Consider the following 26,077-nt stretch of genomic DNA (forward strand, 5'->3'; position numbering starts at 1 on the left):
AGTAAATAAAAGCGAAAAAGGAAGCTCTCGCTTCCTTCCTCAATAAACTTAAACCCCATACTTCACACGGTACGCTTCCATTTTTGCCAAGGCCTCTTTTTCACCTTTGGCATCTAAATAGTTCATTAAATCTTTCATGGTAATTAGAGCATGCACAGGAATTTCCAGCTCTTTTTGCACTTCCTGAATGGCAGACAAATCGCCCTGACCTTTTTCCTGACGGTCTAAAGCCACCAATACACCTGCAATTTGTGCGCCTGCATTTTTCAAAATAGTGACCACTTCGCGAATAGCTGTACCCGCAGTGATCACATCATCAATAATCCAAACCTTTTTGCCCTCAACCGCAGCACCGACAAGCACACCACCTTCGCCATGATCTTTAGCTTCTTTACGATTAAAGCCCCACGGCACACTCACGCCATGATTCTGAGATAAAGCCACAGCAGTAGCCGCAACAAATGGAATCCCCTTATAGGCAGGCCCGAAAATCACATCTACATTTTTGCATTGCATAAGTTGGTCTGCATAGCCTGAAGCCAATAGCGATAAAGCTTCACCATCATTTAATAGACCTGCGTTAAAAAAATAAGGACTCACACGACCCGATTTTAAAGTAAACTCACCAAATTTAAGCACACCACGTGATAAGGCGAGTTCGATAAAAGCTTGCGGGTTAAATTGAGCTGGCGATGTCATGAGGTGCTCCGAATTAATACATTGAGGTAAGACCTGAGCATGATACCAAAGAGTAGCTATCCGAGTGATCAAAAAATTCTTCGAGTGGTTTCAATTAACGTCAATGGGTTGCGTTCATCGGTAAGCAAGGGCTTACTCGAATGGTTAGAACAGTCTGAAGCAGATGTGATTTGCATGCAGGAAAGTCGCATCACCCATGCCCAATGGACCGATAAATTTAAACCTGAAGGCTGGTACACCCATCTTTTCCCTGCAGAGCGTGCTGGCTACGCAGGCACAGCCATTTATAGCCGCTTACCATTTGTATCTGTGCAAAATGGTTTGGGTTTTGAATTGGCAGACTCACAAGGCCGCTTTATCAGTGCCGAGTTCGATGTCGGGCTAGATCATCCAATTTACATCTGTTCACTGTATTTGCCTTCTGGCTCTTCGGGTGAAGAAGCACAAATGCGGAAAGATCACTTTTTAGAAGAGTATCAAAAGATTCTAAAACAGTGGCGTGAAGAAAATAAATCCATCATTGTCTGTGGCGACTACAACATCGTGCATAAACGCATTGATATTAAAAACTGGTCAGGCAACCAAAAATCTTCAGGCTGTTTGCCGCATGAACGTGCATGGTTAGATTATATTTATAATGATTTAGGCTATGTCGATACTTTCCGTGAAGTACGTCAGGAAGCAGAGCTGTATTCTTGGTGGTCCAATCGCGGGCAAGCACGTGCCAAGAACGTAGGTTGGCGGATTGATTATCATGCCTGCTCTCCTGACTGGAAAACACGTACAGTCAATGCGTGGGTATATAAAGAAGAATGGTTTAGCGACCACGCCCCAGTGATTATTGATTATAAAATTTAATCTTCACACAAATTTTACCGCCCAAATGAGTGAACAAATGTTCACTTAATCGAGGTTCAATTCGCACATAATCTGTCGACTTTGTACATTTAACTTCAGGGCCATTCAGCGCATTATTGCATCACGGCAAAGGGACAGTCAGGACGACACAAAAGGATTGGAAGCCGATGGATGGAAAAAGTAAACTTGATTCAAGTTGCTTTTCAAGGATGTAACAATGGACGTTAAAATGAGACCCGCATAATCAGGATGATTAAATGCGGGTTTTCTCTTTTTATCATCTTATCTTGTGTTTGTTCTTTTCTGCGCTGTTACTATTACTCTTCACTTCATTCTTGTATTTATTTTGACTTGAATCTATTTTTTATCAAGTTTTTCATGTTGTTCTGTTTATACGTCACATTTTAGAACCGCCAAGTGTCAATCTCGTGACATCGCTATGACGTATTGATGACAAATACACTTGTCGATATTCATGTTCATGGTGATTTCTAGCGCTTAACGCTGTTTTGGGCTAGGCTATAGCCAGCTTGATGATATTGATGTGAAAAATTATGTTCAAAATTTATGGTATTAAAAACTGTAACTCTATGAAAAAAGCCTTCGATTTACTCAATGAATTAGGGCTAAGTTATGAGTTTCATGATTATAAAAAACAAGGGATTGATGCCGAAACCGTCAAAACTTGGTTAGATGCACTTGGGCAAGATATCATCTTAAATAAAAAAGGCACCACATGGCGCAAACTCAGTGAAGCAGAACAGCAAACAGCACTGGCCAGTGAAGCCAGTTTAATAGAGGCACTATGTACTCACACCAGTTTAATTAAACGCCCTGTCTTAAAAACCGAATCGGGTTTTATTGCAGGTTTTGATGAAGCTGCTTATCGTGCTTTAATCTAAGCTCAAAAAATTCCATTAAAAAAACCTGCTTAAATTAAGCAGGTTTTTTTGATTCTTAGTTGCTAAGACTGCCTTAGCGACAGCCTTAAACGACAACTTAGTTTGCGCGAATCCAAGTTTGGTTACGACCTAATGCCGCTACACCAATGAAACCGCGTAATTCAAGTTTCTTACCACCATTGGCAAGTTTACCTTTAAGTTTGTAGGTCTTACCAGTTTGCGGGTCAAGAATTGAACCACCATCGTAGCTTGTGCCACCCGTATTTTTCAGACCGCGAACAATGGTCAAACCTTTCAAAGATTTGTTGTGATACGGACCTTCACATTTTGTACAGGCATTTTCTTCACCAGGTGTTAAAATTGACTGAATACTTGCGGTTAAAGTTCCATTTTTTTGCTCAGTAAATCTTACCGTGGCTTTGGGTTGTTTGGTTTTATCGTCAATTGTTTTCCAAACTGTGCCGTTAAGCGGATCTGCAGCATTGGCTAAGGCGCTTAAACCTAACAGCCCGAATGCAAGTGCAATTTTTTTCATTGTTTTGTTTCCCTGGTCTACTATCAGACAACTTTATTATTAAAAAGTCACAACAAATTTGCAATTTTTGAATGTGACCGTTTAGTGTACCCTTGTAAATTATGTTGGTAAATACACAAATATCCGATCAAATAAAGAACAAAATGGAAAAATCATGAAGATTAACCCCATGTGGAAACAAATTATTACAGAGCGGTTTTTAAAAACCACCATCCGTACGCCTAGTCAGTTAAATTTACCACCCAATTCTTTACGTTTTGCACTTGAGCAAATGTGTCGTTTGTTTCCTATGCAAAAGTCGGTGCAGGTACGCACATTGTGTTTGGCAGGTTTACGTGCCGAAGAATTAAAACCTCAGGATGCTGCTACACAGCTAATTTTTCATATTCATGGCGGGGCTTTTTTTCTAGGTTCTTTAAATACGCATCGGGCATTTTTAAGCCAAGTGGCGGCACGTACTCAAATGCAGGTCATTCATGTCGATTACCCTCTTGCACCTGAGCATCCGTTTCCTAATGCCTTAGAAGCAGTCTTTGATGTTTACCAAAGTCTTTTAACACAAGGTATTCAAGCCAAAGACATTATTTTATCTGGCGATTCTTGCGGGGCAAATCTGGCTTTGGCACTGGCCTTAAAAATACGGGATGAGCAATTGCCACAAGTCAGCGCCCTGATGTTGCTTTCACCCTTTCTGGATTTAACGCTTACCAGTGAATCCTTGCGCTATAACCGCAAGCATGATGCCCTACTCTCGATTGAAACACTAGAAACAGGCATTGATTATTATGTGCCGCCTGAACTGGATCGTGCTGCGCCACAAATTTCACCCTTATTTGATGATTTACACGACTTGCCCCCTGTTTTGGTACAAGTTGGCTCTAAAGAAATTTTGTTGGACGATGCAGCCCGTTTTAAAGAAAAAGCTGAACAAGCAGGGGGAGAAGTACATTACAAACTCTACACAGGCATGTGGCACAATTTTCAAATGTTTTCGCCATGGTTTGATGAAGCCAAGCAAGCTTTGGCAGATTTGGCTGAATTTGCTCATCTGCAAGATCAAAGCTAAATTTGAAATTAAGCTAAAACCGTTGATGACATCATTGCAGCTCTATGCGCGTAAACGGAGTTTTCAATAAAACTGACAATAAAAAAGCTCAGCATCCTTAAGATACTGAGCTTTTTATTGGGAAAAATACAGCCTAAATTGCCTGAATTTGTTGCAAGGCCTTAGCAACTGCCTGATCTTTAAATTCAGACATACTCACACCTTCCGCACGAATCACTTGCACATCATTCACGCCTGTAAAATTGAAGATGGTTTTTAGAAAATCTTCCTGAAAATCGGCAGGGCTGTTATCACCATAGACGCCACCACGGCTACTGGCGATATACGCTGTTTTCTCACCCGCCAAGCCCACAGGGCCTTGCTCGGTATATTTAAAAGTTTTGCCTGCCACACTAATGCGGTCAATCCATGCTTTCAAGGTAGAAGTCAAACCAAAGTTATACATGGCTGCACCCACGACCACGACATCGGCATCTATATATTGCTGGATAATTTTTTCACCCAAAGCGGCTTGTTCTACATCTTGGCCCATTAAAATTTCGGCAGTTAAATGCGGAATCGGTTGCTGTGCCAAATCTAAATAATCGACCTGCGCATGGGCATGTTTTGCAGTCAGTTGTTGCACAATGGCCTGACTCAACTGACGTGAAACTGAATTTTCACCTAAAATACTGGAGTCGATATGTAAAATTTTCATGGCTGCATCTCAATTCTTTATTCATTCAATAAAGTTATTTTAATCTTTGCGCTAAATTGAATAATCTGGAGAATTAAGACACTCTGTTTTATTTTTGGAACAAAATTGGCAAGATCGCTGCGCCACAACCCACTTTGGTTATGCAATAGCTACTCCAAATTTACACGACTACTCCATTCAGACTTGGCTTTGATAAGGTTCCAAATAATTGACCCACATTGGCTCTTGTAAAGCTGCTTGCATCCAAGCCTGCATAGCGGGATGCTGCATCACCAGTTGCATATACTGCTGACTTTCTGCGCTCACGGGCAAAGCATAAGTCATAAAACGTGTCACCACAGGGGCATAAAAGGCATCGGCAATGCTGAATTCACCACATAAAAAGCCACCTACAGTTGGGCGTGTTGCCCAAATCTGTTCAATGCGAGCCACATCCTGCCTCAAACCTGCATGTTCTTGCCATAATTTTGCGCCAACTTCCGCTAAATTGGCGCGAATATTCATCCCACATAAACTGCGTAAATCTGTAAAACCGCTGTGCATTTCTGCACAAATACTGCGTGCCCAAGCGCGTTGTTGTGCATTACGTGGCCACAGGGCTTGCTCTGGAAATTGCTCAGCCAAATATTCACAAATGGCAAGAGAATCCCAGACCAATAATCCATCATGCAATAAAGCAGGTACTTTACCGTTTGAGTTCACTGCCAGCACCTGCTGTTTAAAATTACCCTGACCACGTTCTGTGGGAAAATTGATCTGAATTTCTTCAAAAGGCAGATGAAATGCTTTTAACACCAGCCACGGACGCAGCGACCAGCTCGAATAATTTTTATTGGCAATATACAGTTGCATCATAATTGTGATTCCTGTGCTGTGTCCAACTGACTGAGCTGTTGCAATAAAGTACGCTCGGTAAATGCACCTGTTAAACGTAAACTGCGAATTTCTTGTTGTTGTGCATCTAAAAACAAGAATGTCGGTGGCCCTAAAATTTCCCATTGATTAAGCAAGGCCTGATGACTTTCATCATAATCACTTAAATCGAGTTTAATCAGATAATACGCTGCCAATGCCTGTTTAACCTCAGCAGCCTTCAATACTTGCTGCTCAATCGGACGACACGCTACACACCAGTCGGCATAAACATCGATCATCACTTGCTGATTTTTAGGGGCTTGAGCCAGTAACTGTTGTAATTCGGCAGCAGTTTTGGCCTGATGCCATTGTAATCCTACTACACTTTTTTGCTGCCAAAAGCGCTGACTGTGTTGATACTGGCTATAAATCAGATAAGGCACAACCAACAATAACGCACTCACATAAAGGGCTCGCAAGCCACCATGATAGCGGCTTAAACGATGCAGCACATAGCCAATAAAACTGAGTCCAAGTGCCAAGCTAAGCCATTGCAGCCATGCTTCACCAATTAAAGGACGGACAAAATATAGTGCTAAAGCCAGCATAATAAAGGCAAACAGCACTTTAATTTGATGCATCCACAAGCCTGCTCGCGGCAATACTTTTGCCCCAAGCACACTGGCCAACAATAACGGCGTACCCATGCCAAAACCGAGTGTAAATAGTAGTAACGCACCCTGTATCTGACTTTGGGTTTGGGAAATAAACAATAATGCCCCTGCTAACGGCGCAGTCATACACGGCCCAACCAACAAGGCAGATAACATGCCCATTAGCGCAGCACCAGCTAAATTACCGCCCTTTTGCATAGATTGCGCCTGATCGAGTCGATTGACCCAAGCACGTGGTAACTTGATTTCAAACAAACCAAATAGGTTTAAAGCAAACAGCACAAATAACAGGCTAAAGGCAATTAAGGTTGCAGGCTGCTGCAACCAACGCTGAAAATTCAAACCTGCTGATGATGCAATTAATCCCAACAGCGCATAGACCATGGCCATACTGCAGACAAAGACCAGTGCAATCATCCATGCTTTGATGCCTTTGTGTTCACGTACCAATAGGGAGGTCAAAATGGGCAACATCGGCAAAGAACACGGGGTAAAAGCCAGCAGCAGCCCCAATCCAAAAAATAATAGCAAACCATAGGCCAACGAGCTTTGTGCCAGTTTTTCAGACCACTGCTGATCTTGTGCCGTTATAGGTTGTGCAGCTTCAGGGCTTGTCTGCAAATCAGTTGGAGAATTGGCAGGTGCAGTTGAAAATCCTTCACGAGTGGAACTACTTTGCCCAGCCCAAATACTTTTTTGTGATGCACTTTGATTTTCTAAAATGACCAAACCTGTGTTATCGGTCTGGAATTCTATGCGCTGCGGTGGATAACAAATCCGATCTTGGGCGCACCCTTGCCAAGTCACTTGATAGTGCTGCGCAGCTTGGGTGGGAATTTTAAAACTCACCTGCCGATAATAAACTTGAGTGTGTCCATAATTTTCATCATAAACATCTTCAGCGGGAGGCAACTCCAAAGCCAGCACTTGCTGCCCATGCTCGACCTTAAATTGATGTCGATACAAATAATACTGTTCAGGCATGTTCCAGCGCAGTTCTGCCTGATGCGAATCTACAGATTCAACACTAAACTGAAAGGCTTTTTCGGGCGGAAGTAATGGCGTTTCTGCCTGCACATTCAAACTGAACAGCAACAGCCAACCCAACAATAAAATACGCACAGCTTTATGCAAATAGTGACTCAGATGATAAGCCACGCCTCGAATCACTGCATTTAACTGTGCTGCACTCGGCTGAAAAAAAGGCGGTGTCATCTTGTTTTAGCTGCCTCCGCATACACTTTGTTGTTATTGAATAAATGCAGCGCGTGAAATCACTGTTTACACGCGCTGCATTTTGAGTTGTTGTTTAAGTGCTGTTCACTTAAAACAGGAACGACATCCCTAAACCTGCACGGTAACTTTTATCTGCACCGTCTAAATCTACACCAACACTGGCATCGAGTTGGGTACGCTCATTCAGTGTATAAATCAGCCCTGAACCCAAACCATATTCATAGTCCTGACTTTCTGCTTTGCGATATACCAACTCAGAAAAACCCGACCATTGATCATTTAAACGATATTGAATATTTGGAATCGCAGTTGCCGCCCAATCACTATTTTGCACCGCATAACGCATGGTGATGCCCGTTTTTAATAGGTCGCTATATTGATAGCTCACCGCTGTGCTTAAACTGTAAATATCGTCATGTTCAGTAAAACCGTCATTGCCTGTGGCAATTAACGCTTCTAACAATACTGCCATCGACAATTTATCGTCATTTAAATCAATTGCTTGTTTTAGGCCAATGCTGACATCGCCCAAACCATCATCTTCAACCGATTGCCCTGCAGTTTTGCTTTGGCTCCACGCGGGACCCTGCCAACCTAGTTGCAACTCTAAGTCCTGCATTAAACCTGTACGCAACAACATGTCAGCATTTAAGCGTGTGGTTTTCACTGTTTCGCCCAAAGCGTTGTTACTTTCCTGATAACTTGCACTTGGTAAAGCCTGTTCCCAAGCCAATTTTCCTACAGGGGTGATGCCTGTGCTCATTCCTGCGCCAGGACGATCAAATTCAAACTCGGTTGCTCCAACCTGCATACTGATCGCTGCTGCCACCAGAATTCCAACTGTTTTTAATGCTGACATATTTTTAATCTCTGCAGTTAGGCCAATTCTTTACTCATTTTTGCGCCATGGTGACGCAACAATTCTAAAGTCTGTTGTTCTTCTGGCAAAGCATCAGACCATTGAATTTCATCAAAATCACAATCAAACAATAAATCACTGATTGAAGATAAAATAGTTAAACCGTCTTCATCTTTGGTATTTGGATCCACTTTTTCATCTAACAGGCGTTGTACGGCAGGTGCACATGCTGCACTTGCAGCATCCCAAAGTGGGCCGTAGACTTCTTCGGCATCCCATAAATGCAAATTCACTTTGGCTTGAATCAAGGCTTCTAAAATATCTAAATGGACTTGTAAATCTTGTTGTTTTTGCTGATCACTTAATGGCTGACCCGCCTCATAAGCTTCACAAATTTTTTCCCACCATTGAAATAAACCGTCAGACCAGACCGAAATGACAGGCCCCTTTTCGGCATCCATAAAATTAGGATCCAAACCCTCTGCCAAAAGGCGTTGCACTTGGGCAAGGTCTAATTCTTCTATTGCTTGCACCAAAACTTGTTGTTGCGCAGTTAACATGCAGAAAACTCTCTTCAATCAATATTCAATTTAAGACTATTATGCCCAATAAAGCGGCATTTGTATGAGATAAATGTCAGCAAATCGTGAATTTACATCTGCACAGTTCTATCAGGCATAAAAAAGCCCCGCAATGTTTGCGAGGCCAGAAGTCTGCAGTACTTAAACTGCATGTTTCTTATTCGTCAGCATCGACATCTGTATCTACAAATTCAGGGCGTGCACCACGAGGGTTTTCATTTTTTTCAAACGCATGTTCTAAGCTGCGTTTTAAACGGTCAATCGCACCATGAATTGCAGTATCAATGTTGTGACCACGATGATTTACAACCACTGGTTTTAAACCTGCTGGACGGGCTTCAATCATGCAACGGATGTCGTCATCACCGCCTTTTTCCCCATTTTCATCACTAAAATGTACTGAAAAATGGGTAATACGCTCACTGTGGCGTTGGAATTCATTATTCAGTTCTTCACGAACGTAACTAATTAATCGATCACTGTTTTGAATGTTTTTATCGGTACGGATTTCAATATTCATGATTTCATCCTCTTGCGTTCGTTATTTCTGAATCTTGTTGTGCCAAAATCTTACATATAATTTTATACATATACGTTTTAGCGTGTTTATAATGTGCTGTTTTTACAGCATAAAGTACATCTTCAACTTAGTTTGGAATAACTTCCTCCCGTTTGAATGATGAACACTTTTAAGTCTGCAGAACCGTGTCCCTATACCTTGAATATCGGGCCTATCTAAAAAATATGCAAGCGATATTTATAGAAAAGCAGCAAAAGAATAACCCTTTTAGGACAAGTTTTCGCTCAGATGTTCAATAAGCAACCAATTTGACTGTTCAAGCCGATGTGATTGGTTTTTCAACACAGAAACTTGATGCTTTTAAGGGGCTTAGCATGGCATGCAAAAAGCTAGACATTATTTTTACCATTGGTTTTAAATCCTGCAAAAAATGCAGCGCTTTTAGAATTGGCAAAAAATACCAAGAAATGACCTGTCAATAATCGAATTTTGCTTTATTTTTGCTTAAGAATCTGTATCCTTGAAACGCTTTTCTTGGGGTCTTATTTTATGAAATTTACACATATTGCTGCGCTATGCGCTCTCTCCACTGCTGCAACATTCACGCAAGCTGCGCCAGTTTGGCAAGATTTCAGCATTACAGGTTTATATGGTGAGAATTACAAATCACCTTACGCTACTGAAGATCAAAAACTGGAACAAAGTACAGTTACCTTCGAATATGCTGCTGGATTGAAATACGGTGATTTTTTTGCCTTTGCTGACCGCTCTAACAATGATGCTGACGGCAATGAAACTTACTTTGAAGTATCACCGCGTTTAAGCTTGGGTGCTGTTTCAGGTCAAAAACTGGCAGTCGGCCCAATTAAAGACGTTTTAATTGCAACAACGTGGGAAGGTGGTGAAGGCTTTAACAACTACCTGTACGGTATTGGTTTTGATCTTGAAATTCCATATTTTAAATATGCACAGCTAAACTTCTACAAAGCAGACAATGATAAAGATGTGTCTGAAGATGATTATCAATTGACGTTTGCTTACGGCCTTCCGTTTAAAGTCGGTGCTGAAGACTTTTTAGTTGATGGTTTCCTTGATTGGTCTACTGCAGAAGATGACCACGCCAGCGAACTCAACTGGACTACACAATACAAGTGGAATGCAGGTAAACATATCTCTCCAAATACACGTTTATACGTGGGTATTGAACATTCTGTCTGGAATAACAAATACGGTAACAAATCTGGCATTAACCAAAACGATGTCAGCGCATTGGTCAAATACCACTTCTAATCCAGCCTCACCGCTATTCAAACAAGCAAGACTTCGGTCTTGCTTTTTTATTGGTCGTTAAAATAGTTTCCAATAAATATGCTTTGCTCATAACCACGCAACCCATTTGTACTTGACCTAAAACTCCGCTACATTTACTTTAAATTTCAAATAAAAAGCACTGTGAAGCCCACATGCAAAAAACCGATTTCATTATTCTGCTATTTTGTGCCATTGCCGCAATTTTACATGGCATGAGTGGTTTTGGTTTTCCCATGCTTAGCACCGCTGCAGTGGCGATGCTGTATCCGCTGAGTACCGCAGTTGCCTTAGTGCTCATTCCCTGTTTGCTGTTAAATCTATACATGTTGCGGAGCGACTCCAAGCAATCTTTACTGAGCAGTTTATATGACTACTGCAAAAAATATTGGGGCTTAATTCTCAGTGCGCTGATTGGCAGCTATTTAGGCGTCAGTTTGCTGCTGATTCTAAATGAAGGCTATTTAAAATTTGCGATGGGTACACTGATTCTGCTTTACGTGGCCGATCAATTTCGACAACATCCTTTGCAAATTTCTGCCTCACTGAAAAATATGCTGATATTTGGTTTTCTAGCTGGTGTGATTGGTGGAGCCACCAATGCCATGGCACCGTTTTTGATGATGTATTTGCTCAGCACCCAGCACAGTAAAACCGATATTGTGGTGATTAGTAATCTTAATTTTATTGTATCTAAACTCATTCAACTGGCAGTGTTATATCCAGTAATTCAACAATTTAGCGGCACACAATATAAGGTTTTGGCGCTGATTTGCCTAATTTCTGTGGCAATGGTTTATGTGGGCAGTCTGATTCGCAAAAATATTTCTCAGGCTGTATTTAAGCACATTGTATTTACTTTACTTGCTTTTATGGCTATTTACGCAATTGCTCAAGGATTAGCCATCATCACAAAACAGCCTGCATTGTTGATATAAATCAATAAAATGAACATAACAAATGGAAAATTATTTAGATTTTTTTTGGCTTAAATAATTTTTTACACCTATAATTAAGACTAGCTTAAAAAACAGTCTGTTAAGACTGCTTCGGTCATTTGCACCGACCAATCTTCCAACTTTTCCTTTTATCCCATTTTTACGGAGCGAACTTCTATGGAAAATAACCATATAGAAGTGCCAGCCAGTATTAAGCGAAAAGAACTGATCAAGACTTGGGCCATTGTTATTCTTGCGACCCTGCTCTCTTTCGGTTTGTATAACGTCTTACCCTATGATGAAAACGCCAATAAGGGTCTAAGTCTGTTGCTTTTTATTGGTATTTTATGGCTCACCGAAGCGGTACACATTACCATTACAGCACTGTTAGTACCTGTGCTTGCTGTGGCTTTAGGTATGCCACTAGAAAATGCCAGCAAAGAACTTGTACCAATTTCAACCAAGCAAGCATTAGCAACTTTTGCTGACCCTGTTATTTTCTTATTCTTTGGTGGTTTTGCCTTAGCAACTGCGCTGCATATCCAAAAACTGGATCGTAAAATTGCAATGTGGATTATTTCCATGTCGGGCGGTCACTTGGGGATTTCGGTTTTATCTATTTTTGTGGTCACTGCTGCGCTGTCGATGTGGATTTCCAACACCGCGACTGCAGCAATGATGTTACCGCTGGCACTAGGTTTGTTGTCACACCTCGATGCCACCAAAGAGCGTAAAACCTTCGTTTTCATTTTATTGGGGATTGCCTACTCTGCCAGTTTAGGTGGTTTGGGGACTTTGGTCGGCTCTCCGCCAAACGCCATTGCAGCCAAAGCTTTAGACTATGACTTTGCTGACTGGATGAAAATTGGTTTACCAATGATGCTGATTTTACTGCCAGCCATGTTGGTCAGCTTGTATTTGGTATTGCGTCCAAATTTAAACCAGAAAATTCATTTTGAAACTGAAGTGATTCCTTGGACCAAAACCCGTATTGCAACCATGCTTTTATTCGTATGTACTGCAGTCGCATGGATTTTTGGTAAGAAACTTAGCGAAACCTTTGGTATTAGCCAACCTGATACATGGACAGCCTTAGTTGCTGCATGTTTGGTGGTCATGCTCGGTACTGCAACGTGGAAGCAAGTATCTGACAATACCGATTGGGGCGTGTTATTACTGTTCGGTGGTGGTTTAACCTTAAGTGCGATCTTAAAAGATTCAGGCGCATCTTTGGTATTAGGTCAAACCCTTGCCAATACCTTTGGTGATACTTCTCCATTGGTGGTCATTTTTGCAGTCACCACCTTCATTATTTTCTTAACCGAATTTACCAGTAACACCGCTTCTGCTGCGTTATTAGTACCTATATTTGCTGCAATTGCAGACCAAATGGGTATTCCGAAAGAAATTTTAGTGGTGATTATTGGTATTGGTGCATCGTGTGCCTTTATGTTACCTGTTGCAACACCGCCAAATGCGATTGTATTTGGTACAGGTCAAATCAAGCAAAGTGAAATGATGAGTGTGGGCATGGTCTTGAACATCATGTGTATATTTATTATTTCGTTATTTGTGTATTGGTTCTTTAGTTAAGTATCAATCAATAAAAATGGGGCATAAAATGCCCCATTTTTTATTCACTTTAGATCAGCTTAAACCGCCAAATCAGCTAAATTACCTTTCTGCTCTAACCATACTTTACGGTCAGCAGAACGTTTTTTTGCCAACAGCTTATCCAGCAAACCAGCAGTGAAATGACTGTCGTCTAAATCCAACTGCACCAAACGGCGTGTATTGGGGTCCATTGTGGTTTCACGCAACTGACTGGCATTCATCTCACCCAAACCTTTAAATCGGGTAATTTGCGGATTTTTGGTCTTGGCTTTTTTCAGGGTGTTTTCCAGCTCATCGTCATCTAACGCATAATGCACATCTTTACCGTCATCAATACGGAATAATGGCGGCATGGCCACATATAAGTGCCCATCTTCCACCAGACTTGGAAAATGCTTCACAAACAGAGCACATAACAAGGTCGCAATATGTAAACCGTCCGAGTCAGCATCGGCCAAAATACAAATTTTGCCATAACGCAATTCAGACAAGTCATCACTACCTGGATCAACCCCAATGGCAATTGCAATATCATGTACTTCCTGCGAGCCTAAAACCTCATCGGAAGAGACTTCCCACGTATTTAAAATTTTCCCACGAATCGGCATGATCGCCTGAAAGTTTTTATCGCGTGCTTGCTTGGCAGAACCACCTGCAGAGTCACCCTCTACAATAAATAGTTCCGATTCTTCACGGGTTTGCCCCACACAATCTGCCAGTTTACCGGGCAAGGCTGGGCCTGAAACGATTTTTTTACGTTCTACTTTTTTAGCCGCTTTTAAACGACGACCTGCTTTAGAAATTGCCATTTCTGCAAGTTGCATGGCAATGTCAGAGTTTTGGTTAAGCCACAAGGCAAAAGCATCTTTGGCAATATTTTGCATAATGCTGGCTGCTTCACGGCTAGATAAACGCTCTTTGGTTTGCCCTGAAAACTGCGGTTCTTGAAACTTTAACGATAAAATATAGTTGACCCCGTCCCAGACATCTTCTGCAGACAGTTTCAAATTACGCGGCAATAAATTACGTAACTCACAAAATTCACGTAAAGCATCGGTCACGCCAGAACGCAAACCATTCACATGCGTACCGCCTTGTGCAGTCGGAATCAGGTTAACGTAGCTTTCCTGAATTTGCTCACCGCCTTCTACATTCCAACAAATGGCAAATTCGGCACTGGCACGCTCTGCCTCACCTGTGGCCACAAAAGCAGGTGCAGGCACAATTTCACGATCTTCCAGCTCATCCATCAAATAGTCGACTAGACCATTTTCAAATTGCCAGACAATTTTTTCATCGTTAATTTCATCAAGGTAATGAATTTCTAAACCTGCCGCCAATACTGCTTTAGCTTTTAAATTGTGTTTTAAAGCTTTTAAGGCAAATTTAGGCGAATCAAAATATTTGGCTTCAGGCCAAAAATGCACCAACGTACCCGAAGCACGTTTTGGTGCTTTGCCTTCCAATACTTCTAAAGGCGCAGCAGCTTCACCCTGATCAAATGCCATTTTATACAGGTTACCCTGACGCTGTACGGTCACTTCTACACGGCTAGATAAGGCATTGACCACGGAAATACCAACGCCGTGCAAACCACCTGAGAACTGATAGTTATCGGTACTGAATTTACCGCCTGCATGCAATTTGGTCAGAATAATTTCAATCCCGCTTTGTCCGTATTCAGGGTGAATATCGACAGGCATGCCACGGCCATTGTCTTCTACTGACAATGAGCCATCTTTATAGACTTTTACCGTAATTTTATTGGCATGTCCCGCAAGCGCTTCGTCTACCGCATTATCAATGACTTCTTGCGCCAAATGGTTTGGACGTGTGGTGTCGGTATACATGCCCGGACGACGACGTACTGGATCTAAACCAGATAAAACTTCAAGAGATTGAGCGGTATATTGAGACACGTTGTACTGTTTCCTTAAGCTAGGGAATCCGATAAAAATTGCAGTAACATCGGAATTTTGTCTGCAAAATCATCCATGGCATGGTTGCCGTGCGCTTCGGTCATCATCATGGCCGAAGGCGAAGCAGCACTATAATAACGCTGCGCTTCACGATAATCCAAAACTTCATCGCCTTGTTGCAATAACACCAATATTTTGTCTGCATCTTGTGCAACTGGCAACGCAATGTCTGCTAAGTCATCCAATTGCTGTGCAGTTAAATGCCAGTTTGGGTGTACGGTGTAAGGCAATACATCGCCAAACAAGTCTTGAAACAACTGCCATGGTCGCATAGCAGGATTGATCACAACAGCAGGCACATGATGCTGTGCGACCAATTGTGTCGCATAAAAACCACCCAAGCTGCTGCCCACCAATGCCACATTGGGTAAGCTTTGAATCAATGCCGCCAGTTGTGCCAAAACCTCTAAAGGCGGTGCATTTAAATCGGGCAAATGCATCTGAATATCTGGGCGATGCTGCTGCACATAGGCATACAATAACTGCCCTTTCATGGACAAAGGGCTACTTTGAAAACCATGTAAATAAATCAAATTCATTGTTGCTATGCCCTTATTTTTTCTCTCGATCTCGTGAAATTTAGCCACTTTTTATGTGTTTTTAATTTATTTTTCATGGAAAAATGCAATTGTTAGACAAAAAGACGCGTGCATCTTGGCAGTCATCGGTATTTTAAAAGCAGATCGAAATAAACACGATAAAATGAAAGCGTACAAGTTTATACCGCGAACTCAAGTAAAAATAAAGCGTTCGGTATATGGGAACACAAGGGGCAACACAGTATGCCAAGTTTAACACCACTGCATGAAACCTATTGTAGATGGGACCGTACACCTCCAAGTCAGGCCGATATTTTAGAAGGCTTGGCACAATTGGTCAGCACACGTCTGAATGCTGTCATGACCGATGTCATTCAAACCATCCAGCGTGAAGTCCTGCTTAGCGTGTTTGGCATGAGCGAACAACGCTCCAAAAAATTCCAAAAAACAGCCACATTTCAAAAGCTGTATAAATTTGCCTTTAATAGTTTGCAACAATACGGCTACCACTTTGTTGCACCAGGCTTACGCCATATTAATGCACAATTCCCCAATTTACATGACAAAGCTCTAACCCCCAGCCTGCACTTTTTAGTAGGTGTACTCAATGGGGTGTTGGGAGATTATTTACTCGAGCAGCAAAATCCGCTCGCGTTGCCTATGGTGCTATACGATCACTATGGTGCAGTTCAACAAGGCGATTTGTCTGGGCGTATTGTGATTTTTGCGCATGGTTTGTGTCGTAACCATTTAGATTGGACATCACATCAAATGGGTGGTTTTGGTGAAAAACTACTGGCGCAACGTGATCACAACACCATGCTGTATCTGAACTACAATACAGGACGCAGAATTTCAGCCAATGGGCGTAGTCTCGCCAATACACTGGAAGACTTAATTCAGCGTCATCCTCAAATTACCAGTATTGATTTAATTGGCCACAGCATGGGCGGCTTGGTGTCACGCAGTGCGCTGTTTTACGGCAAACAAAATATGCATGGCTGGATTCATTTGGTGGAAAATTTGGTATGTCTAGGCTCACCGCACCATGGGGCGGTACTGGAACGTTTTGGATTCCATTTGCAAGACAAATTAGGCCGTTTCCCGATTGTGAAAATTGTCGGACATTTGGTCAATATCCGCAGTAACGGCATTTTAGATTTACGGCATGGCAGTGTGCGTGATGATGACTGGGAACATAATCAGGCTCGGATTGGACAGGTCGATGACAACCGTAAACCTGCGCCCTTACCGACCCATATCAACACCTACTTTGTTGCAGGCAGTATTGAGCGTGAGAAAAAACAAAAGCTGAACCGCAAAGTGATTGGCGATTATCTGGTTAGCGTGAAAAGTGCTTTGGGTGAACATCCCAACCCACGTTTTGAGTTGAAATTGCCCGAATCACATAAAGCGGTGTTTTATGGTTTAAACCATTTTCAGTTGCCTTATCACCCAAGTGTGGCCGAGCAATTGGTGAAGTGGTTTTATCCACCACAAGAAGATGTACCAGAACAGCAAATCCATGAATTTATTGGTGATTGGTCAAGTTTAGAAGGCATTGCCCTGACTTAAAAATTTAAGACTACCCAACTAAAAAATAAAAAAGCGCCATCTCAGTTTTGTAGATGGCGCTTTTTTAAATCCAATACCAGATAGACTGAACTTATTTTTTCTTAATTTTGCCAAATGAAGCAGGCGCAACAAAAGGATAGTTACGCAGTAATTGCCATAAACTGACCAAGGCCAACACACTAAAAAACAGCAATGACCATACTGGTAAAGACTGCCCCAAGAACGTCCAGTCAATTACCGCACATTCACCTGAACCCGACAGCACTTGCTGCAACACAGACTTCATTGGCAAAGCCTCAACCAAGTAATCTAGTCCTGGCCCGCAGCTTGGAACTTGATCGGGTGGCAGGTTTTGCAACCATACATGCCGTGCTGCCACACCCACTGACCATAAAATGCCAATACTGCCCAACAAGGCATATATGCGTTTGACTACATTGGAGCGTGGGTTATGCACAAAAGCTATCAACGACATTACGCCCAAGGCAATTAAACCGACACGTTGAAACACACACAATGGACACGGTGCCAAACCTTGCACCTGCTCCAAATACAATGCAAATGCCATCCCCACGACACTGGCTAAAAATAAAAAACCACTTAGCAGACGATAACTAATTTGCATGCTCGAGCCTCGGAATGATTAGCGATATTTTGCTAAATAGTCTGTAAAACTCAGACTATGTTCTTGTTCAAATTGTTGTTGTTGCTGAATTGATTGTAGCGCAGCAGCATCAAAATAAGCCTGTGTTTCTGGGCTAAGTTGATGCTGCTCATATACATGCGCATGTTGCTGTGCCATATAACTGCCAAAGCCCCACGTTCCGCCATGACGAATAGTATCTGTAATCATATGCGCAGACAGCGTTTCATCCACCTCATGTAAACGCACCATCATGTGTGTTAAGGCATTCGAGTACAATTGGGTGTCATAACTTTGGTCAAGTAAAGCAGCCAAAGGTTGCATGGCGGTGACATAGTGCTGCCCCCACGCTTCAATTGGAGTTTTGACTTCACCTTCCTGAATTTGTGCATTTGGCGCACGACCACGATTGACCACTTCGGCCTGATTTTGCTCAATAATCGTTTGTTCTGCATCAAACAAGGCTGGGCTGTCGCTCAGTAAACAATACAGCGCCAAGACTTCCAAAAAGCCTGCCGTATGTTCATCAATACCAATTGGGCTGTATGGGTTAACATCTACCGCACGTAGTTCCACATAACCAATACCACGATTCGCCAAGGCTTGTGATGGTGTTTCACCATCCTGCGGCACTTGTTTTGGACGTACCAAACTGTAGTACTCATTTTCAATTTGCAGGACATGGTCATTAATTTGAATCGCTTCACCCGTTTCATCATCCAAACCTAAACGGCTAAATGGTAAATACGGCGTTTTCACGGCCTTTTGCAGACCATCCAAATAACCCGTTAAGTCGTTGTAATGGATACCGAGTTTTTTCTGTGCCGAGTTTTGATAACCAAAATTGCCCATACGCAATGCGGTGGCATACGGCAAATACAACGTACCTCGTAACAACGGCAACAAATGGTGTTCACGCCCTGTCATAAAACACTGACATACCGATGGACTCGCACCGAGCAGGAACATCACCAAAGGCGTTAAACGAATAAAATTACGAATTAAACCCAAATAACGATGGCTGCGATAATCCTGCAAACTGAGCGCTTTTAGCTGATCATCGGTTTCGTGTTGTTGAAGGGCTGCAAATAAATGCTCAGGGAAGGATAAATTATAATGCACCCCTGAAATGGTCTGCATACGACGGCCATAGCGCACACCCAAACCACGGCGATACAGGGTTTTAAAACGCCCTATATTGGAGCTGCCATATTGCGCCAGTGGAATGCCTTCATCGGTTTCATCAAGCATACACGGCATAGACAGTGGCCAAAGCTTTTCGCCTTCGCCCAAATGCTGATGCACCACACTGTGAATATCACGCAAATACGCCAAGGCCTGCGGAATACTGCTTTGCGGTGGAGTAATAAACTCCATCAACGCTTCAGAATAATCTGTTGTAATGTGTGGATGTGTCAGTGCCGAACCCAAAGCTTGAGGATGTGCTTGCTGCGACAAAAAGCCGTCACTTTGCATACGCAGACTTTCGCGTTCAATCCCGCGCAACATCCCTTGAAGCAGCGCAGCGTCTACCCAGTTCGGTAAAACATCTTGCGCATTTGGTTCGGGTTGACTCATTACACTCTCGCTTAATCCAATACACTACGAATACGACATAAACCACAAGCTGATTTTGGGTCGGTTGCAATTTTCTTAATCATGGGCATGATCTAAGATAAAACCATAACCTTTCAAGTATAACTTGATTTGGCAGCAGTACATGCGCTTGGGCTGTTTTTTCTAACAAAATGATGATTTTGGGGCAGGCTGACATTTTATAAAGTGGTCAACGTCAATAAATTTTAATTTGGCAATTTTTTATCACAAAGTTGCACTATAAGACACGTTAAATTTGTGATTTTATAATCAAATGAGCAGAGGTAAATAATAAAGCGTATGAATTATCAAGATTTTTTAGATTTTTGGTTTTCTCCAGCTGCAGAAGCAAATTGGTTTGTGAAAACTGCAGAATTCGACGCCTTACTTGCAGAAAAATTTGCAGAAGTGCATCGCCAAGCTGCGCAGGGAGAATTATGGACATGGCGTGAAACACCCGCAGGGCGTTTGGCTGAAATTATCATTTTAGATCAACTATCACGTAATTTGTACCGTAATGACCCACGTGCCTTCGCTCAAGATGGTATGGCCTTGGTCTTGGCGCAGGAAATGATTCATTTAAAACTGGATCAGGACTTAAAGCCAATTGAGCGCCGCTTTTTATATATGCCATTTATGCACAGTGAATCAAAACGCATTCACGAAGTAGCCTTAGGGCTTTTTGAAAGTTTGGATGATCCCACCGTTTTGGGCTATGAACTTAAACACAAAGTGATTATTGACCGTTTTGGACATTATCCGCACCGAAATCAGGTGTTGGGACGTCCATCTAGCGCAGAAGAGCTTGAGTTTTTAACCCAACCCAATAGTAGTTTTTAATTGACTCGGTTGTGATAACGGGTTGAATTGCGCAGGAGAGCTTTCTTATGAAATATTCCCTACTCGGTCTTGCCCTTGCAGGCAGTTTGCTATTTACAGGTTGTGCCACTACACCCTCTAAACCCTTAAGTTTTGAGCAATTGGGACGCTACAGCGCAACGCCACTCAATGCACAGACCTATCGAATTAGTTTTCTGGCGGGTCATAACATGAGTTTTGGTGTAGCTGAAGAAATCACTTTGGTTAAAGCGGCGCAAACCACACTGCAACACGGTTTCCGTTTCTTTAAAGTTTTAGATGACCCAAGTAACCGCAGCCAGAAACCGCCTAGACAAGCGGTGGTCTACCCTGCACCGAGTTATTATCCATACAATTATTCACCGTATGGCTATTATCACCGCCGTGCACCGTTCTGGCCTGACCCGTTTTATGACATGCCACAGGTGGTCAATTTAGATCCAACGCAGGTGTCTTATACCATTCAGTGTTTTAAAGATCAGAAATCTGCTCCTGAAGATGCCTTTGATGCCACATTGATTTTACAGTCTTTAGGCGCTAAATATGGGTTAAGTCCAACAGGACAACCGCTGATTGCGCCTGCTGCCCCTGCGGCACAGTAAGACCGTAATTTGCATCAACCATTGTTATTTGGTCACTCTCGCTTTAAAAGGATGTGTGCATGAATCCAGCACCTGCCAATAGCCCAACTCAGCACTCGGCAAACGTATCTCCAAGTTTGCAACGCAGTAAACGCTTTGCCACCATTGCCTTAGTGATTGCGGTACTGACCTGGCTGGCATTAATGCTGACCGCAAAATTACTGCCTGAATATACCTGGTTGATTCATATTCTGATGCTATCTGCCGAGGCAGGTGTAGTGGGTGGTCTGGCAGACTGGTATGCAATTACTGTGCTGTTTCGCAATCCTTTTGGCAAAATGCCAATTCCCAAGTTTTTACGTGATCACACCGAAATTATTCCGCGCAACAAAGACCGTATTGCCGAGTCGATGGGACGTTTTGTACAGGAAAACTTTTTGTCGCCACAAGTGGTAGAAAAAAGCCTACACAGTACAGACTTGTCTTTAGCCGTGGGTAAATGGTTGGCCAATCCACAAAATAATGCGCAAGTCACGCAAGTCATTCAGCAAACTGTACCGAAAATTTTTGAGTTCGTGGGACAAGAGCAAATTGGGCGCTTTATTCAAAGTAACAGTGTGCAATGGATTCGCAACACTCAGGTAAACCATTTGGCCAGTGAAATGCTGCGTGCCGTTTTAGAAAATGATTTCCACCAAGATGTGCTGCAACGTGGTTTAGACCTAGCCCATGACTGGATGCTAAAACATCCTGAAAAAAGCCGTGAATTGACCCGTCAGTTGTTTAAAGAACTGGGGGTCTGGAAACTGGCCAAAGGTGCCAGCTGGATTGGCATTGATGTACAGCAACGCACCATAGATTCATTGTTGCAACGAGTCGAATCTATGCTGGCAGACCCAGATCATCCTTGGCGCCAAAAAATTGAAGATGCTGGACAACAACTGATGCTGCAACTGGCAGACAACAACAGCAGTGCAAGCCAACGCCTAAATGACACTAAAAATACCTTGTTAGACAGTCCACCCGTCTTGAACTTTATTAGTGGTGCAGTGGTGATTCTCTGCAATGCGATTAAGGAAGATTTGCAAAAGCCTGACTCGGGGATTGCCCAAAACCTGCGTGTCGCAATTCAGCAAGTCGGGGAAAATATCATTGCCAACACGGCGGTGCGTCAGTTATTGAATGAAAAAATGGGCGCTATTGCGGTCAACTTGTCAGATCAATACAGCGAAAAAGTGATTCGTTTTATTAGTGAGCGTATTCATGAATGGGACTCACGCGAAATGATTGGCAAAATTGAAAATGAAGTCGGTGGCGATTTACACATGATTCGGGTCAATGGTGTCATCGTCGGTGCATTTATTGGTTTGGGTTTAGGGATTATTCGGGCGTTGGTCGAGTTGATTTGAGATTTAAATATTTAGGATACTTATTTATAAACTTCAGCTTCATTTAAGGTAGCTATCGATCATTTGAGTTACGGTTTCGGAATAATTTTAACTTCTATACTTGGATCCTCCAAGTTAGACATTATTTCTTTATAAATTTCATAATTTTCAACATCATGGCATACAAACAATACTTTAGAAATAGAGGGACTATATGCTAATGCAGGAAGTATAGTCCCTATGGCTATTTCAGCCGCCTTTCGCTTTGGAAGTTTATAGACCCCTGTCCCTAAATTGGGAAAAGATACTATTTTTGCCTGTACTTCGTTTGCTTTATTGAGTGCATTCCAATATGCATCACATAAAAGCTGTGCTTCATGATGATTACCATCAAGCCAACGTGGTGCAATCGCATGAATAATGTATTTTGCAGGCAAATCTCCAGCCGTTGTGAGTTCAACACTTCCTACAGGACGTATTCCTTTTTCTTTATTTAATTGTATACAAGCCTCTTTCATCAAAGGACCAGCCTTTTTGTGGATGATATAATCCAATCCACCACCACCAAGTAATGACTTATTTGCAGAGTTGACAATAATATCTACTGAAATTGTAGTAATGTCAGCTAAGATTAACTGAACAAGTTTCATATCATTATTCTCCAACATCACAACTCGCCCCAAAAAAGTTATAGCAAAAATATATTGGCTTCAGGGATGACTCAACTAGATAAAAAAGAACAAAATGCATGCTTCATTGTTATAAAAAATCTTTTCCCTAATTGCTCACAAGCTAATGATGTCCTCCCTCAAAAATTAGTTTGTGACAATATTTTTCGGCTTACAACACGATCATGCCACACCGAATATCCATTTGCATTCAACCCTGAAAACGCTACGATGTAAAGCAAACTGCTGCCACCATCAGAACCTTTCTATGCTCAATATTCACGCAAAACTCCCTGCTCAAGGTCTCAGTATTTTTAGCCGTATGTCGGCTTTGGCTCAACAACTCAATGCCTTAAATTTATCGCAGGGTTTTCCAGATTTTCCTGCACCTGCAGCACTACTAGACGCATTAAGCCAAGCCACACACGCAGGTTTCAATCAATATCCTTCAGGTGATGGCTACTTGCCACTGCGTGAACAACTGGCACAGCAATTTTTAAAGCGTGATCAATTACAGCTTGACCCCATCAGTGAAATTACCATCACCCCAGGGGCAACCCTTGCCATTTTTAGCATTATGCAAACCGTGCTGCAAGCAGGCGATGAAGTCATTATTTTTGACCCGAGTTATGACAGCTATGCCCCATGTGCAAAGCTGCTGGGTGCAAAAGCTGTGCACATTCCATTGCAAGCCCCGCATTTTCAAGTGGACTGGAATAGGGTTAAAGATTCGATTCATGCCAAAACCCGCATGATCATCATCAACACACCACACAACCCCACAGGCACGGTATGGTCAGAACAAGAGTGGCAACAATTAATTCACCTGATTCAGGCACATAACATTGTGGTACTGTCCGATGAAGTCTATGAACATTTGGTCTTTGATGATCAGCAACACCATTCTGCACTGTCTTTTCCTGAGCTCAGAGCGCGTAGTTTCGTTGTCGGTTCTTTTGGTAAAACCTTTCATGTCACAGGTTGGAAAACAGGCTACTGTGCAGCTGCACCTGCTTTAATGCAGCTCTTCCGCCAAGCCTATCAGTTTGTGAATTTCTGTGGGGTGATGCCTGTACAAGTGGCATTGGCCAACTATATGCAGCAGCATCCTGAACATATTGCAGAGCTGGCAGGCTTTTATCAGGCCAAACGTGATTTATTTAATCATGGTATTGCTCAGTCACGTTTTCAGTTGAGTCCTGCACAGGGCACGTATTTTCAAAATTTGGATTACAGCAATATCCGTCCTGATTTAAATGCCGTAGACATGTGCCATTTCCTTGCCGAGCAACATGGCATTGTCGGTATTCCTGTGTCTGCGTTTTATCAAAGCCCGCCTGATGACTTACGTTTAATTCGTTTCTGCTTTGCCAAAAAAACCGAGACGCTGTTACGTGCAGCGGAAATTTTATCGGCAGTTTAAGTCAGGAATTGCATCGCTGAGTTACTGAAAAGCTAAGGCTTTTTAGGGGCGAATCATGCTAGGGTGAATAAAACAACCGCAGTTCAAACGCAGGATTTGGCATGGCAAGACCTCAGGCATTGGTCGATCACCCTCAGCTTTGGAAAACCTTTTTGGTGTTTCTATTGCCGTTGATTGCCACCAATATTTTGCAAAATCTCTCAGGCACCATTAATACTGTGTTTGTGGGACAAATGCTCGGGGTCGATGCGATTGCTGCAGTGTCGGTATTTTTTCCGATTATTTTTTGCCTGATGGCCTTTGTGATTGGACTCTCGGCAGGGTCTACCGTGCTGGTCGGACAAGCATGGGGTGCACAAAATGTCGAAAAAGTACGCTGTATTGTGGGTTCAACTTTATTTATGACCCTAATTGGGGGCAGTGTCATTGCCTGCTTGGGCGTAATTTTTGCCAAGCAAATTCTACTATTACTGGGTACTGACCCGAAAGTGATGCATCTTTCAGTACCTTATGTGCAATGGATGCTGGCAGGCAGTCCGCTGCTGTTTGTTTATATTATTTATACTTCTATTTTACGTGGTGTGGGCGACAGTCTAACGCCATTGATTGCATTGAGTTTGACCAGTCTCATGGGCGTCGTGATTACACCTGTACTGATTGCAGGCTATTTTGGCTTTCCACGTTTGGGCATTATTGCACCGGCCATTGCCACCATTTTAGGTTATCTGGCTGTTTTAATTTTCTTGGTGATTTATTTAAATAAAAAAGATCATCCACTCAAACTAGATTGGCACTTGTTTCGCCAAATTCGGCATCAACCCCATTTAAGCAAAGTCATTTTACGCTTAGGCATTCCGACAGGCTTACAAATGGTCACCACGTCTATGGCAGGTTTGGTGATTGTGGGGTTGGTTAATCGGCATGGCGCAGAAGCCACAGCAGCCTATGGTGCGGTCAATCAGGTGTTGAATTATATTCAGTTCCCTGCACTGTCTATTGCCATTGCCGCTTCTATTTTTGCTGCACAAGCGATTGGTGCAGGTAAAGCCGAACTACTGGCCAAAGTGACCCGCACCGCCTTAGGAATGAATCTGGTGATTACCGGTATTTTAGTCAGTTTAGGCTATTTGTTTTCTAAATATCTGATGGCGCTGTTTATTACCGACCCTGCGGTGGTGGTGCTAGGTCAACAACTGTTATTTATTGTGTTGTGGGCCATTGTATTCTTTGGTGCCAGTGCAATTTTTGCCTCAATTATGCGTGCCAGTGGCACAGTCACTGTACCCATGATCATCAATATTTTAGCCATTGTGCTGATTGAAGTGCCATGTGCCTATTTGTTTAGTCAACGCTGGGGCTTGGAAGGTATTTGGTATGCCTATGCCTTGGCATTTGTGAGCCTGTGCATCGGTCAAGGCGCGTATTATCAATTCGTCTGGAAGAAAAAGACCATCCAGGTTTTAGTCTAAATGGTCTTGTTTAGTC

Annotated in this window: 26 protein-coding genes; 13 read left to right on the forward strand and 13 right to left on the reverse strand. The window is 42.5% G+C overall.

The window, feature by feature from the left end; all coding sequences use genetic code 11:
- Positions 1 to 48 precede the first annotated feature (48 nt).
- Positions 49 to 699, reverse strand: coding sequence for an orotate phosphoribosyltransferase (pyrE, locus tag HHA43_RS02720; protein WP_168417691.1), 651 nt, complete (start codon positions 697 to 699; stop codon positions 49 to 51).
- 39 nt (positions 700 to 738) lie between these two features.
- Here pyrE and HHA43_RS02725 point away from each other — a divergent pair, with 39 nt between their 5' ends.
- Positions 739 to 1,557, forward strand: a complete 819-nt coding sequence (locus tag HHA43_RS02725; RefSeq protein WP_168417690.1) for an exodeoxyribonuclease III — start codon at positions 739 to 741, stop codon at positions 1,555 to 1,557.
- 554 nt (positions 1,558 to 2,111) lie between these two features.
- On the forward strand, positions 2,112 to 2,459 hold the full coding sequence (locus tag HHA43_RS02730) for a Spx/MgsR family RNA polymerase-binding regulatory protein (RefSeq protein ID WP_168417689.1): 348 nt from the start codon (positions 2,112 to 2,114) through the stop codon (positions 2,457 to 2,459).
- A gap of 97 nt (positions 2,460 to 2,556) precedes the next feature.
- Here the strand turns inward: HHA43_RS02730 and HHA43_RS02735 are convergent, their stop codons facing one another.
- A complete protein-coding gene (locus HHA43_RS02735; protein ID WP_168417688.1) occupies positions 2,557 to 2,994 on the reverse strand; it encodes a DUF2147 domain-containing protein in 438 nt (145 codons plus the stop codon).
- A gap of 154 nt (positions 2,995 to 3,148) precedes the next feature.
- On the opposite strand from HHA43_RS02735, the gene HHA43_RS02740 reads away from it, so the two are divergent.
- Positions 3,149 to 4,060, forward strand: a complete 912-nt coding sequence (locus tag HHA43_RS02740) for an alpha/beta hydrolase (RefSeq protein WP_168417687.1) — start codon at positions 3,149 to 3,151, stop codon at positions 4,058 to 4,060.
- Between the two features lie 133 nt (positions 4,061 to 4,193).
- On the opposite strand, the gene HHA43_RS02745 is transcribed toward HHA43_RS02740, so the two are convergent.
- The 6 genes from HHA43_RS02745 to HHA43_RS02770 form a co-directional block, all read right to left on the reverse strand.
- Positions 4,194 to 4,757, reverse strand: coding sequence for an FMN-dependent NADH-azoreductase (locus HHA43_RS02745; protein WP_168460498.1), 564 nt, complete (start codon positions 4,755 to 4,757; stop codon positions 4,194 to 4,196).
- 177 nt (positions 4,758 to 4,934) lie between these two features.
- Positions 4,935 to 5,612, reverse strand: coding sequence for a glutathione S-transferase family protein (locus HHA43_RS02750; RefSeq protein WP_168417685.1), 678 nt, complete (start codon positions 5,610 to 5,612; stop codon positions 4,935 to 4,937).
- Positions 5,609 to 7,501, reverse strand: coding sequence for a protein-disulfide reductase DsbD (dsbD, locus tag HHA43_RS02755; protein ID WP_168417684.1), 1,893 nt, complete (start codon positions 7,499 to 7,501; stop codon positions 5,609 to 5,611). Before dsbD ends, HHA43_RS02750 begins: the two co-directional genes overlap by 4 nt.
- A 109-nt stretch (positions 7,502 to 7,610) precedes the next feature.
- Positions 7,611 to 8,381: a transporter gene (locus HHA43_RS02760; protein WP_168417683.1), complete on the reverse strand. Its 771-nt coding sequence runs from the start codon at positions 8,379 to 8,381 to the stop codon at positions 7,611 to 7,613.
- A gap of 17 nt (positions 8,382 to 8,398) precedes the next feature.
- On the reverse strand, positions 8,399 to 8,941 hold the full coding sequence (locus HHA43_RS02765; protein ID WP_168417682.1) for an ankyrin repeat domain-containing protein: 543 nt from the start codon (positions 8,939 to 8,941) through the stop codon (positions 8,399 to 8,401).
- Between the two features lie 178 nt (positions 8,942 to 9,119).
- Positions 9,120 to 9,482, reverse strand: a complete 363-nt coding sequence (locus tag HHA43_RS02770; RefSeq protein WP_168417681.1) for an HPF/RaiA family ribosome-associated protein — start codon at positions 9,480 to 9,482, stop codon at positions 9,120 to 9,122.
- Between the two features lie 308 nt (positions 9,483 to 9,790).
- Here HHA43_RS02770 and HHA43_RS02775 point away from each other — a divergent pair, with 308 nt between their 5' ends.
- The 4 genes from HHA43_RS02775 (at position 9,791) to HHA43_RS02790 (ending at position 13,321) form a co-directional block, all read left to right on the forward strand.
- Positions 9,791 to 9,964 (forward strand): hypothetical protein, encoded by a 174-nt coding sequence (locus HHA43_RS02775; RefSeq protein ID WP_168417680.1) that lies wholly within the window; start codon positions 9,791 to 9,793, stop codon positions 9,962 to 9,964.
- Positions 9,965 to 10,031: 67 nt separating this feature from the next.
- Complete coding sequence (locus HHA43_RS02780; RefSeq protein ID WP_168417679.1) at positions 10,032 to 10,772, forward strand: outer membrane protein OmpK; 741 nt, start codon at positions 10,032 to 10,034, stop codon at positions 10,770 to 10,772.
- 173 nt (positions 10,773 to 10,945) lie between these two features.
- A complete protein-coding gene (locus tag HHA43_RS02785; RefSeq protein WP_168417678.1) occupies positions 10,946 to 11,728 on the forward strand; it encodes a sulfite exporter TauE/SafE family protein in 783 nt (260 codons plus the stop codon).
- Positions 11,729 to 11,905: 177 nt separating this feature from the next.
- The gene (locus HHA43_RS02790; protein ID WP_168417677.1) at positions 11,906 to 13,321 is read left to right on the forward strand and encodes an SLC13 family permease; all 1,416 of its coding nucleotides are present in this window, start codon (positions 11,906 to 11,908) and stop codon (positions 13,319 to 13,321) included.
- 59 nt (positions 13,322 to 13,380) lie between these two features.
- On the opposite strand, the gene parE is transcribed toward HHA43_RS02790, so the two are convergent.
- Both parE and HHA43_RS02800 read right to left on the reverse strand, forming a co-directional pair.
- On the reverse strand, positions 13,381 to 15,261 hold the full coding sequence (gene parE, locus HHA43_RS02795) for a DNA topoisomerase IV subunit B (RefSeq protein WP_168417676.1): 1,881 nt from the start codon (positions 15,259 to 15,261) through the stop codon (positions 13,381 to 13,383).
- 14 nt (positions 15,262 to 15,275) lie between these two features.
- Positions 15,276 to 15,860: a YqiA/YcfP family alpha/beta fold hydrolase gene (locus HHA43_RS02800; RefSeq protein ID WP_168541673.1), complete on the reverse strand. Its 585-nt coding sequence runs from the start codon at positions 15,858 to 15,860 to the stop codon at positions 15,276 to 15,278.
- 243 nt (positions 15,861 to 16,103) lie between these two features.
- Between HHA43_RS02800 and HHA43_RS02805 the strand changes: the two genes are divergently transcribed.
- Positions 16,104 to 17,435, forward strand: a complete 1,332-nt coding sequence (locus HHA43_RS02805) for an alpha/beta fold hydrolase (RefSeq protein WP_168417674.1) — start codon at positions 16,104 to 16,106, stop codon at positions 17,433 to 17,435.
- Positions 17,436 to 17,526: 91 nt separating this feature from the next.
- On the opposite strand, the gene HHA43_RS02810 is transcribed toward HHA43_RS02805, so the two are convergent.
- Positions 17,527 to 18,060 carry a disulfide bond formation protein B gene (locus HHA43_RS02810; RefSeq protein ID WP_168417673.1) on the reverse strand — a complete coding sequence of 178 codons (534 nt, stop codon included), beginning with the start codon at positions 18,058 to 18,060 and terminating at the stop codon, positions 17,527 to 17,529.
- 18 nt (positions 18,061 to 18,078) lie between these two features.
- Positions 18,079 to 19,656 (reverse strand): glutamate--cysteine ligase, encoded by a 1,578-nt coding sequence (gene gshA, locus HHA43_RS02815; protein ID WP_168541675.1) that lies wholly within the window; start codon positions 19,654 to 19,656, stop codon positions 18,079 to 18,081.
- 318 nt (positions 19,657 to 19,974) lie between these two features.
- On the opposite strand from gshA, the gene HHA43_RS02820 reads away from it, so the two are divergent.
- Genes HHA43_RS02820 through HHA43_RS02830 form a run of 3 tightly spaced genes read left to right on the forward strand, consistent with a single transcriptional unit; the run spans position 19,975 to position 22,522 of the window.
- Complete coding sequence (locus HHA43_RS02820) at positions 19,975 to 20,514, forward strand: DUF924 family protein (protein WP_168417671.1); 540 nt, start codon at positions 19,975 to 19,977, stop codon at positions 20,512 to 20,514.
- A gap of 47 nt (positions 20,515 to 20,561) precedes the next feature.
- Positions 20,562 to 21,134 carry a CC0125/CC1285 family lipoprotein gene (locus tag HHA43_RS02825; protein WP_168417670.1) on the forward strand — a complete coding sequence of 191 codons (573 nt, stop codon included), beginning with the start codon at positions 20,562 to 20,564 and terminating at the stop codon, positions 21,132 to 21,134.
- A gap of 59 nt (positions 21,135 to 21,193) precedes the next feature.
- Positions 21,194 to 22,522 carry a DUF445 domain-containing protein gene (locus HHA43_RS02830; RefSeq protein ID WP_168417669.1) on the forward strand — a complete coding sequence of 443 codons (1,329 nt, stop codon included), beginning with the start codon at positions 21,194 to 21,196 and terminating at the stop codon, positions 22,520 to 22,522.
- A 68-nt stretch (positions 22,523 to 22,590) separates the two neighbouring features.
- Here the strand turns inward: HHA43_RS02830 and HHA43_RS02835 are convergent, their stop codons facing one another.
- The gene (locus HHA43_RS02835) at positions 22,591 to 23,151 is read right to left on the reverse strand and encodes a macro domain-containing protein (RefSeq protein WP_168417668.1); all 561 of its coding nucleotides are present in this window, start codon (positions 23,149 to 23,151) and stop codon (positions 22,591 to 22,593) included.
- 286 nt (positions 23,152 to 23,437) lie between these two features.
- Between HHA43_RS02835 and HHA43_RS02840 the strand changes: the two genes are divergently transcribed.
- On the forward strand, positions 23,438 to 24,592 hold the full coding sequence (locus HHA43_RS02840; RefSeq protein WP_168417667.1) for a methionine aminotransferase: 1,155 nt from the start codon (positions 23,438 to 23,440) through the stop codon (positions 24,590 to 24,592).
- 101 nt (positions 24,593 to 24,693) lie between these two features.
- Entirely contained in the window at positions 24,694 to 26,061 is a 1,368-nt protein-coding gene (locus HHA43_RS02845) for an MATE family efflux transporter (protein WP_168417666.1), read from the forward strand.
- Positions 26,062 to 26,077 lie beyond the last annotated feature (16 nt).

Source organism: Acinetobacter sp. A2, from assembly GCF_012371325.1.
In the GTDB taxonomy this organism is placed as follows: Bacteria; Pseudomonadota; Gammaproteobacteria; order Pseudomonadales; family Moraxellaceae; genus Acinetobacter.

What these genes read in the sequence shown, in the direction of transcription:
- HHA43_RS02760 (WP_168417683.1), bottom strand. Translation starts at nt 8,381, where the DNA reads ATGTCAGCATTAAAAACAGTTGGAATTCTGGTGGCAGCAGCGATCAGT.
- HHA43_RS02805 (WP_168417674.1), top strand. Translation starts at nt 16,104, where the DNA reads ATGCCAAGTTTAACACCACTGCATGAAACCTATTGTAGATGGGACCGT.
- HHA43_RS02835 (WP_168417668.1), bottom strand. Translation starts at nt 23,151, where the DNA reads ATGAAACTTGTTCAGTTAATCTTAGCTGACATTACTACAATTTCAGTA.
- HHA43_RS02825 (WP_168417670.1), top strand. Translation starts at nt 20,562, where the DNA reads ATGAAATATTCCCTACTCGGTCTTGCCCTTGCAGGCAGTTTGCTATTT.
- HHA43_RS02845 (WP_168417666.1), top strand. Translation starts at nt 24,694, where the DNA reads ATGGCAAGACCTCAGGCATTGGTCGATCACCCTCAGCTTTGGAAAACC.
- HHA43_RS02830 (WP_168417669.1), top strand. Translation starts at nt 21,194, where the DNA reads ATGAATCCAGCACCTGCCAATAGCCCAACTCAGCACTCGGCAAACGTA.
- HHA43_RS02810 (WP_168417673.1), bottom strand. Translation starts at nt 18,060, where the DNA reads ATGCAAATTAGTTATCGTCTGCTAAGTGGTTTTTTATTTTTAGCCAGT.
- HHA43_RS02765 (WP_168417682.1), bottom strand. Translation starts at nt 8,941, where the DNA reads ATGTTAACTGCGCAACAACAAGTTTTGGTGCAAGCAATAGAAGAATTA.
- HHA43_RS02770 (WP_168417681.1), bottom strand. Translation starts at nt 9,482, where the DNA reads ATGAATATTGAAATCCGTACCGATAAAAACATTCAAAACAGTGATCGA.
- HHA43_RS02840 (WP_168417667.1), top strand. Translation starts at nt 23,438, where the DNA reads ATGCTCAATATTCACGCAAAACTCCCTGCTCAAGGTCTCAGTATTTTT.
- HHA43_RS02780 (WP_168417679.1), top strand. Translation starts at nt 10,032, where the DNA reads ATGAAATTTACACATATTGCTGCGCTATGCGCTCTCTCCACTGCTGCA.
- HHA43_RS02800 (WP_168541673.1), bottom strand. Translation starts at nt 15,860, where the DNA reads ATGAATTTGATTTATTTACATGGTTTTCAAAGTAGCCCTTTGTCCATG.
- HHA43_RS02745 (WP_168460498.1), bottom strand. Translation starts at nt 4,757, where the DNA reads ATGAAAATTTTACATATCGACTCCAGTATTTTAGGTGAAAATTCAGTT.
- pyrE (WP_168417691.1), bottom strand. Translation starts at nt 699, where the DNA reads ATGACATCGCCAGCTCAATTTAACCCGCAAGCTTTTATCGAACTCGCC.
- gshA (WP_168541675.1), bottom strand. Translation starts at nt 19,656, where the DNA reads ATGAGTCAACCCGAACCAAATGCGCAAGATGTTTTACCGAACTGGGTA.
- HHA43_RS02740 (WP_168417687.1), top strand. Translation starts at nt 3,149, where the DNA reads ATGAAGATTAACCCCATGTGGAAACAAATTATTACAGAGCGGTTTTTA.
- HHA43_RS02750 (WP_168417685.1), bottom strand. Translation starts at nt 5,612, where the DNA reads ATGATGCAACTGTATATTGCCAATAAAAATTATTCGAGCTGGTCGCTG.
- dsbD (WP_168417684.1), bottom strand. Translation starts at nt 7,501, where the DNA reads ATGACACCGCCTTTTTTTCAGCCGAGTGCAGCACAGTTAAATGCAGTG.
- HHA43_RS02820 (WP_168417671.1), top strand. Translation starts at nt 19,975, where the DNA reads ATGAATTATCAAGATTTTTTAGATTTTTGGTTTTCTCCAGCTGCAGAA.
- HHA43_RS02725 (WP_168417690.1), top strand. Translation starts at nt 739, where the DNA reads ATGATACCAAAGAGTAGCTATCCGAGTGATCAAAAAATTCTTCGAGTG.
- HHA43_RS02790 (WP_168417677.1), top strand. Translation starts at nt 11,906, where the DNA reads ATGGAAAATAACCATATAGAAGTGCCAGCCAGTATTAAGCGAAAAGAA.
- HHA43_RS02730 (WP_168417689.1), top strand. Translation starts at nt 2,112, where the DNA reads ATGTTCAAAATTTATGGTATTAAAAACTGTAACTCTATGAAAAAAGCC.
- HHA43_RS02785 (WP_168417678.1), top strand. Translation starts at nt 10,946, where the DNA reads ATGCAAAAAACCGATTTCATTATTCTGCTATTTTGTGCCATTGCCGCA.
- HHA43_RS02735 (WP_168417688.1), bottom strand. Translation starts at nt 2,994, where the DNA reads ATGAAAAAAATTGCACTTGCATTCGGGCTGTTAGGTTTAAGCGCCTTA.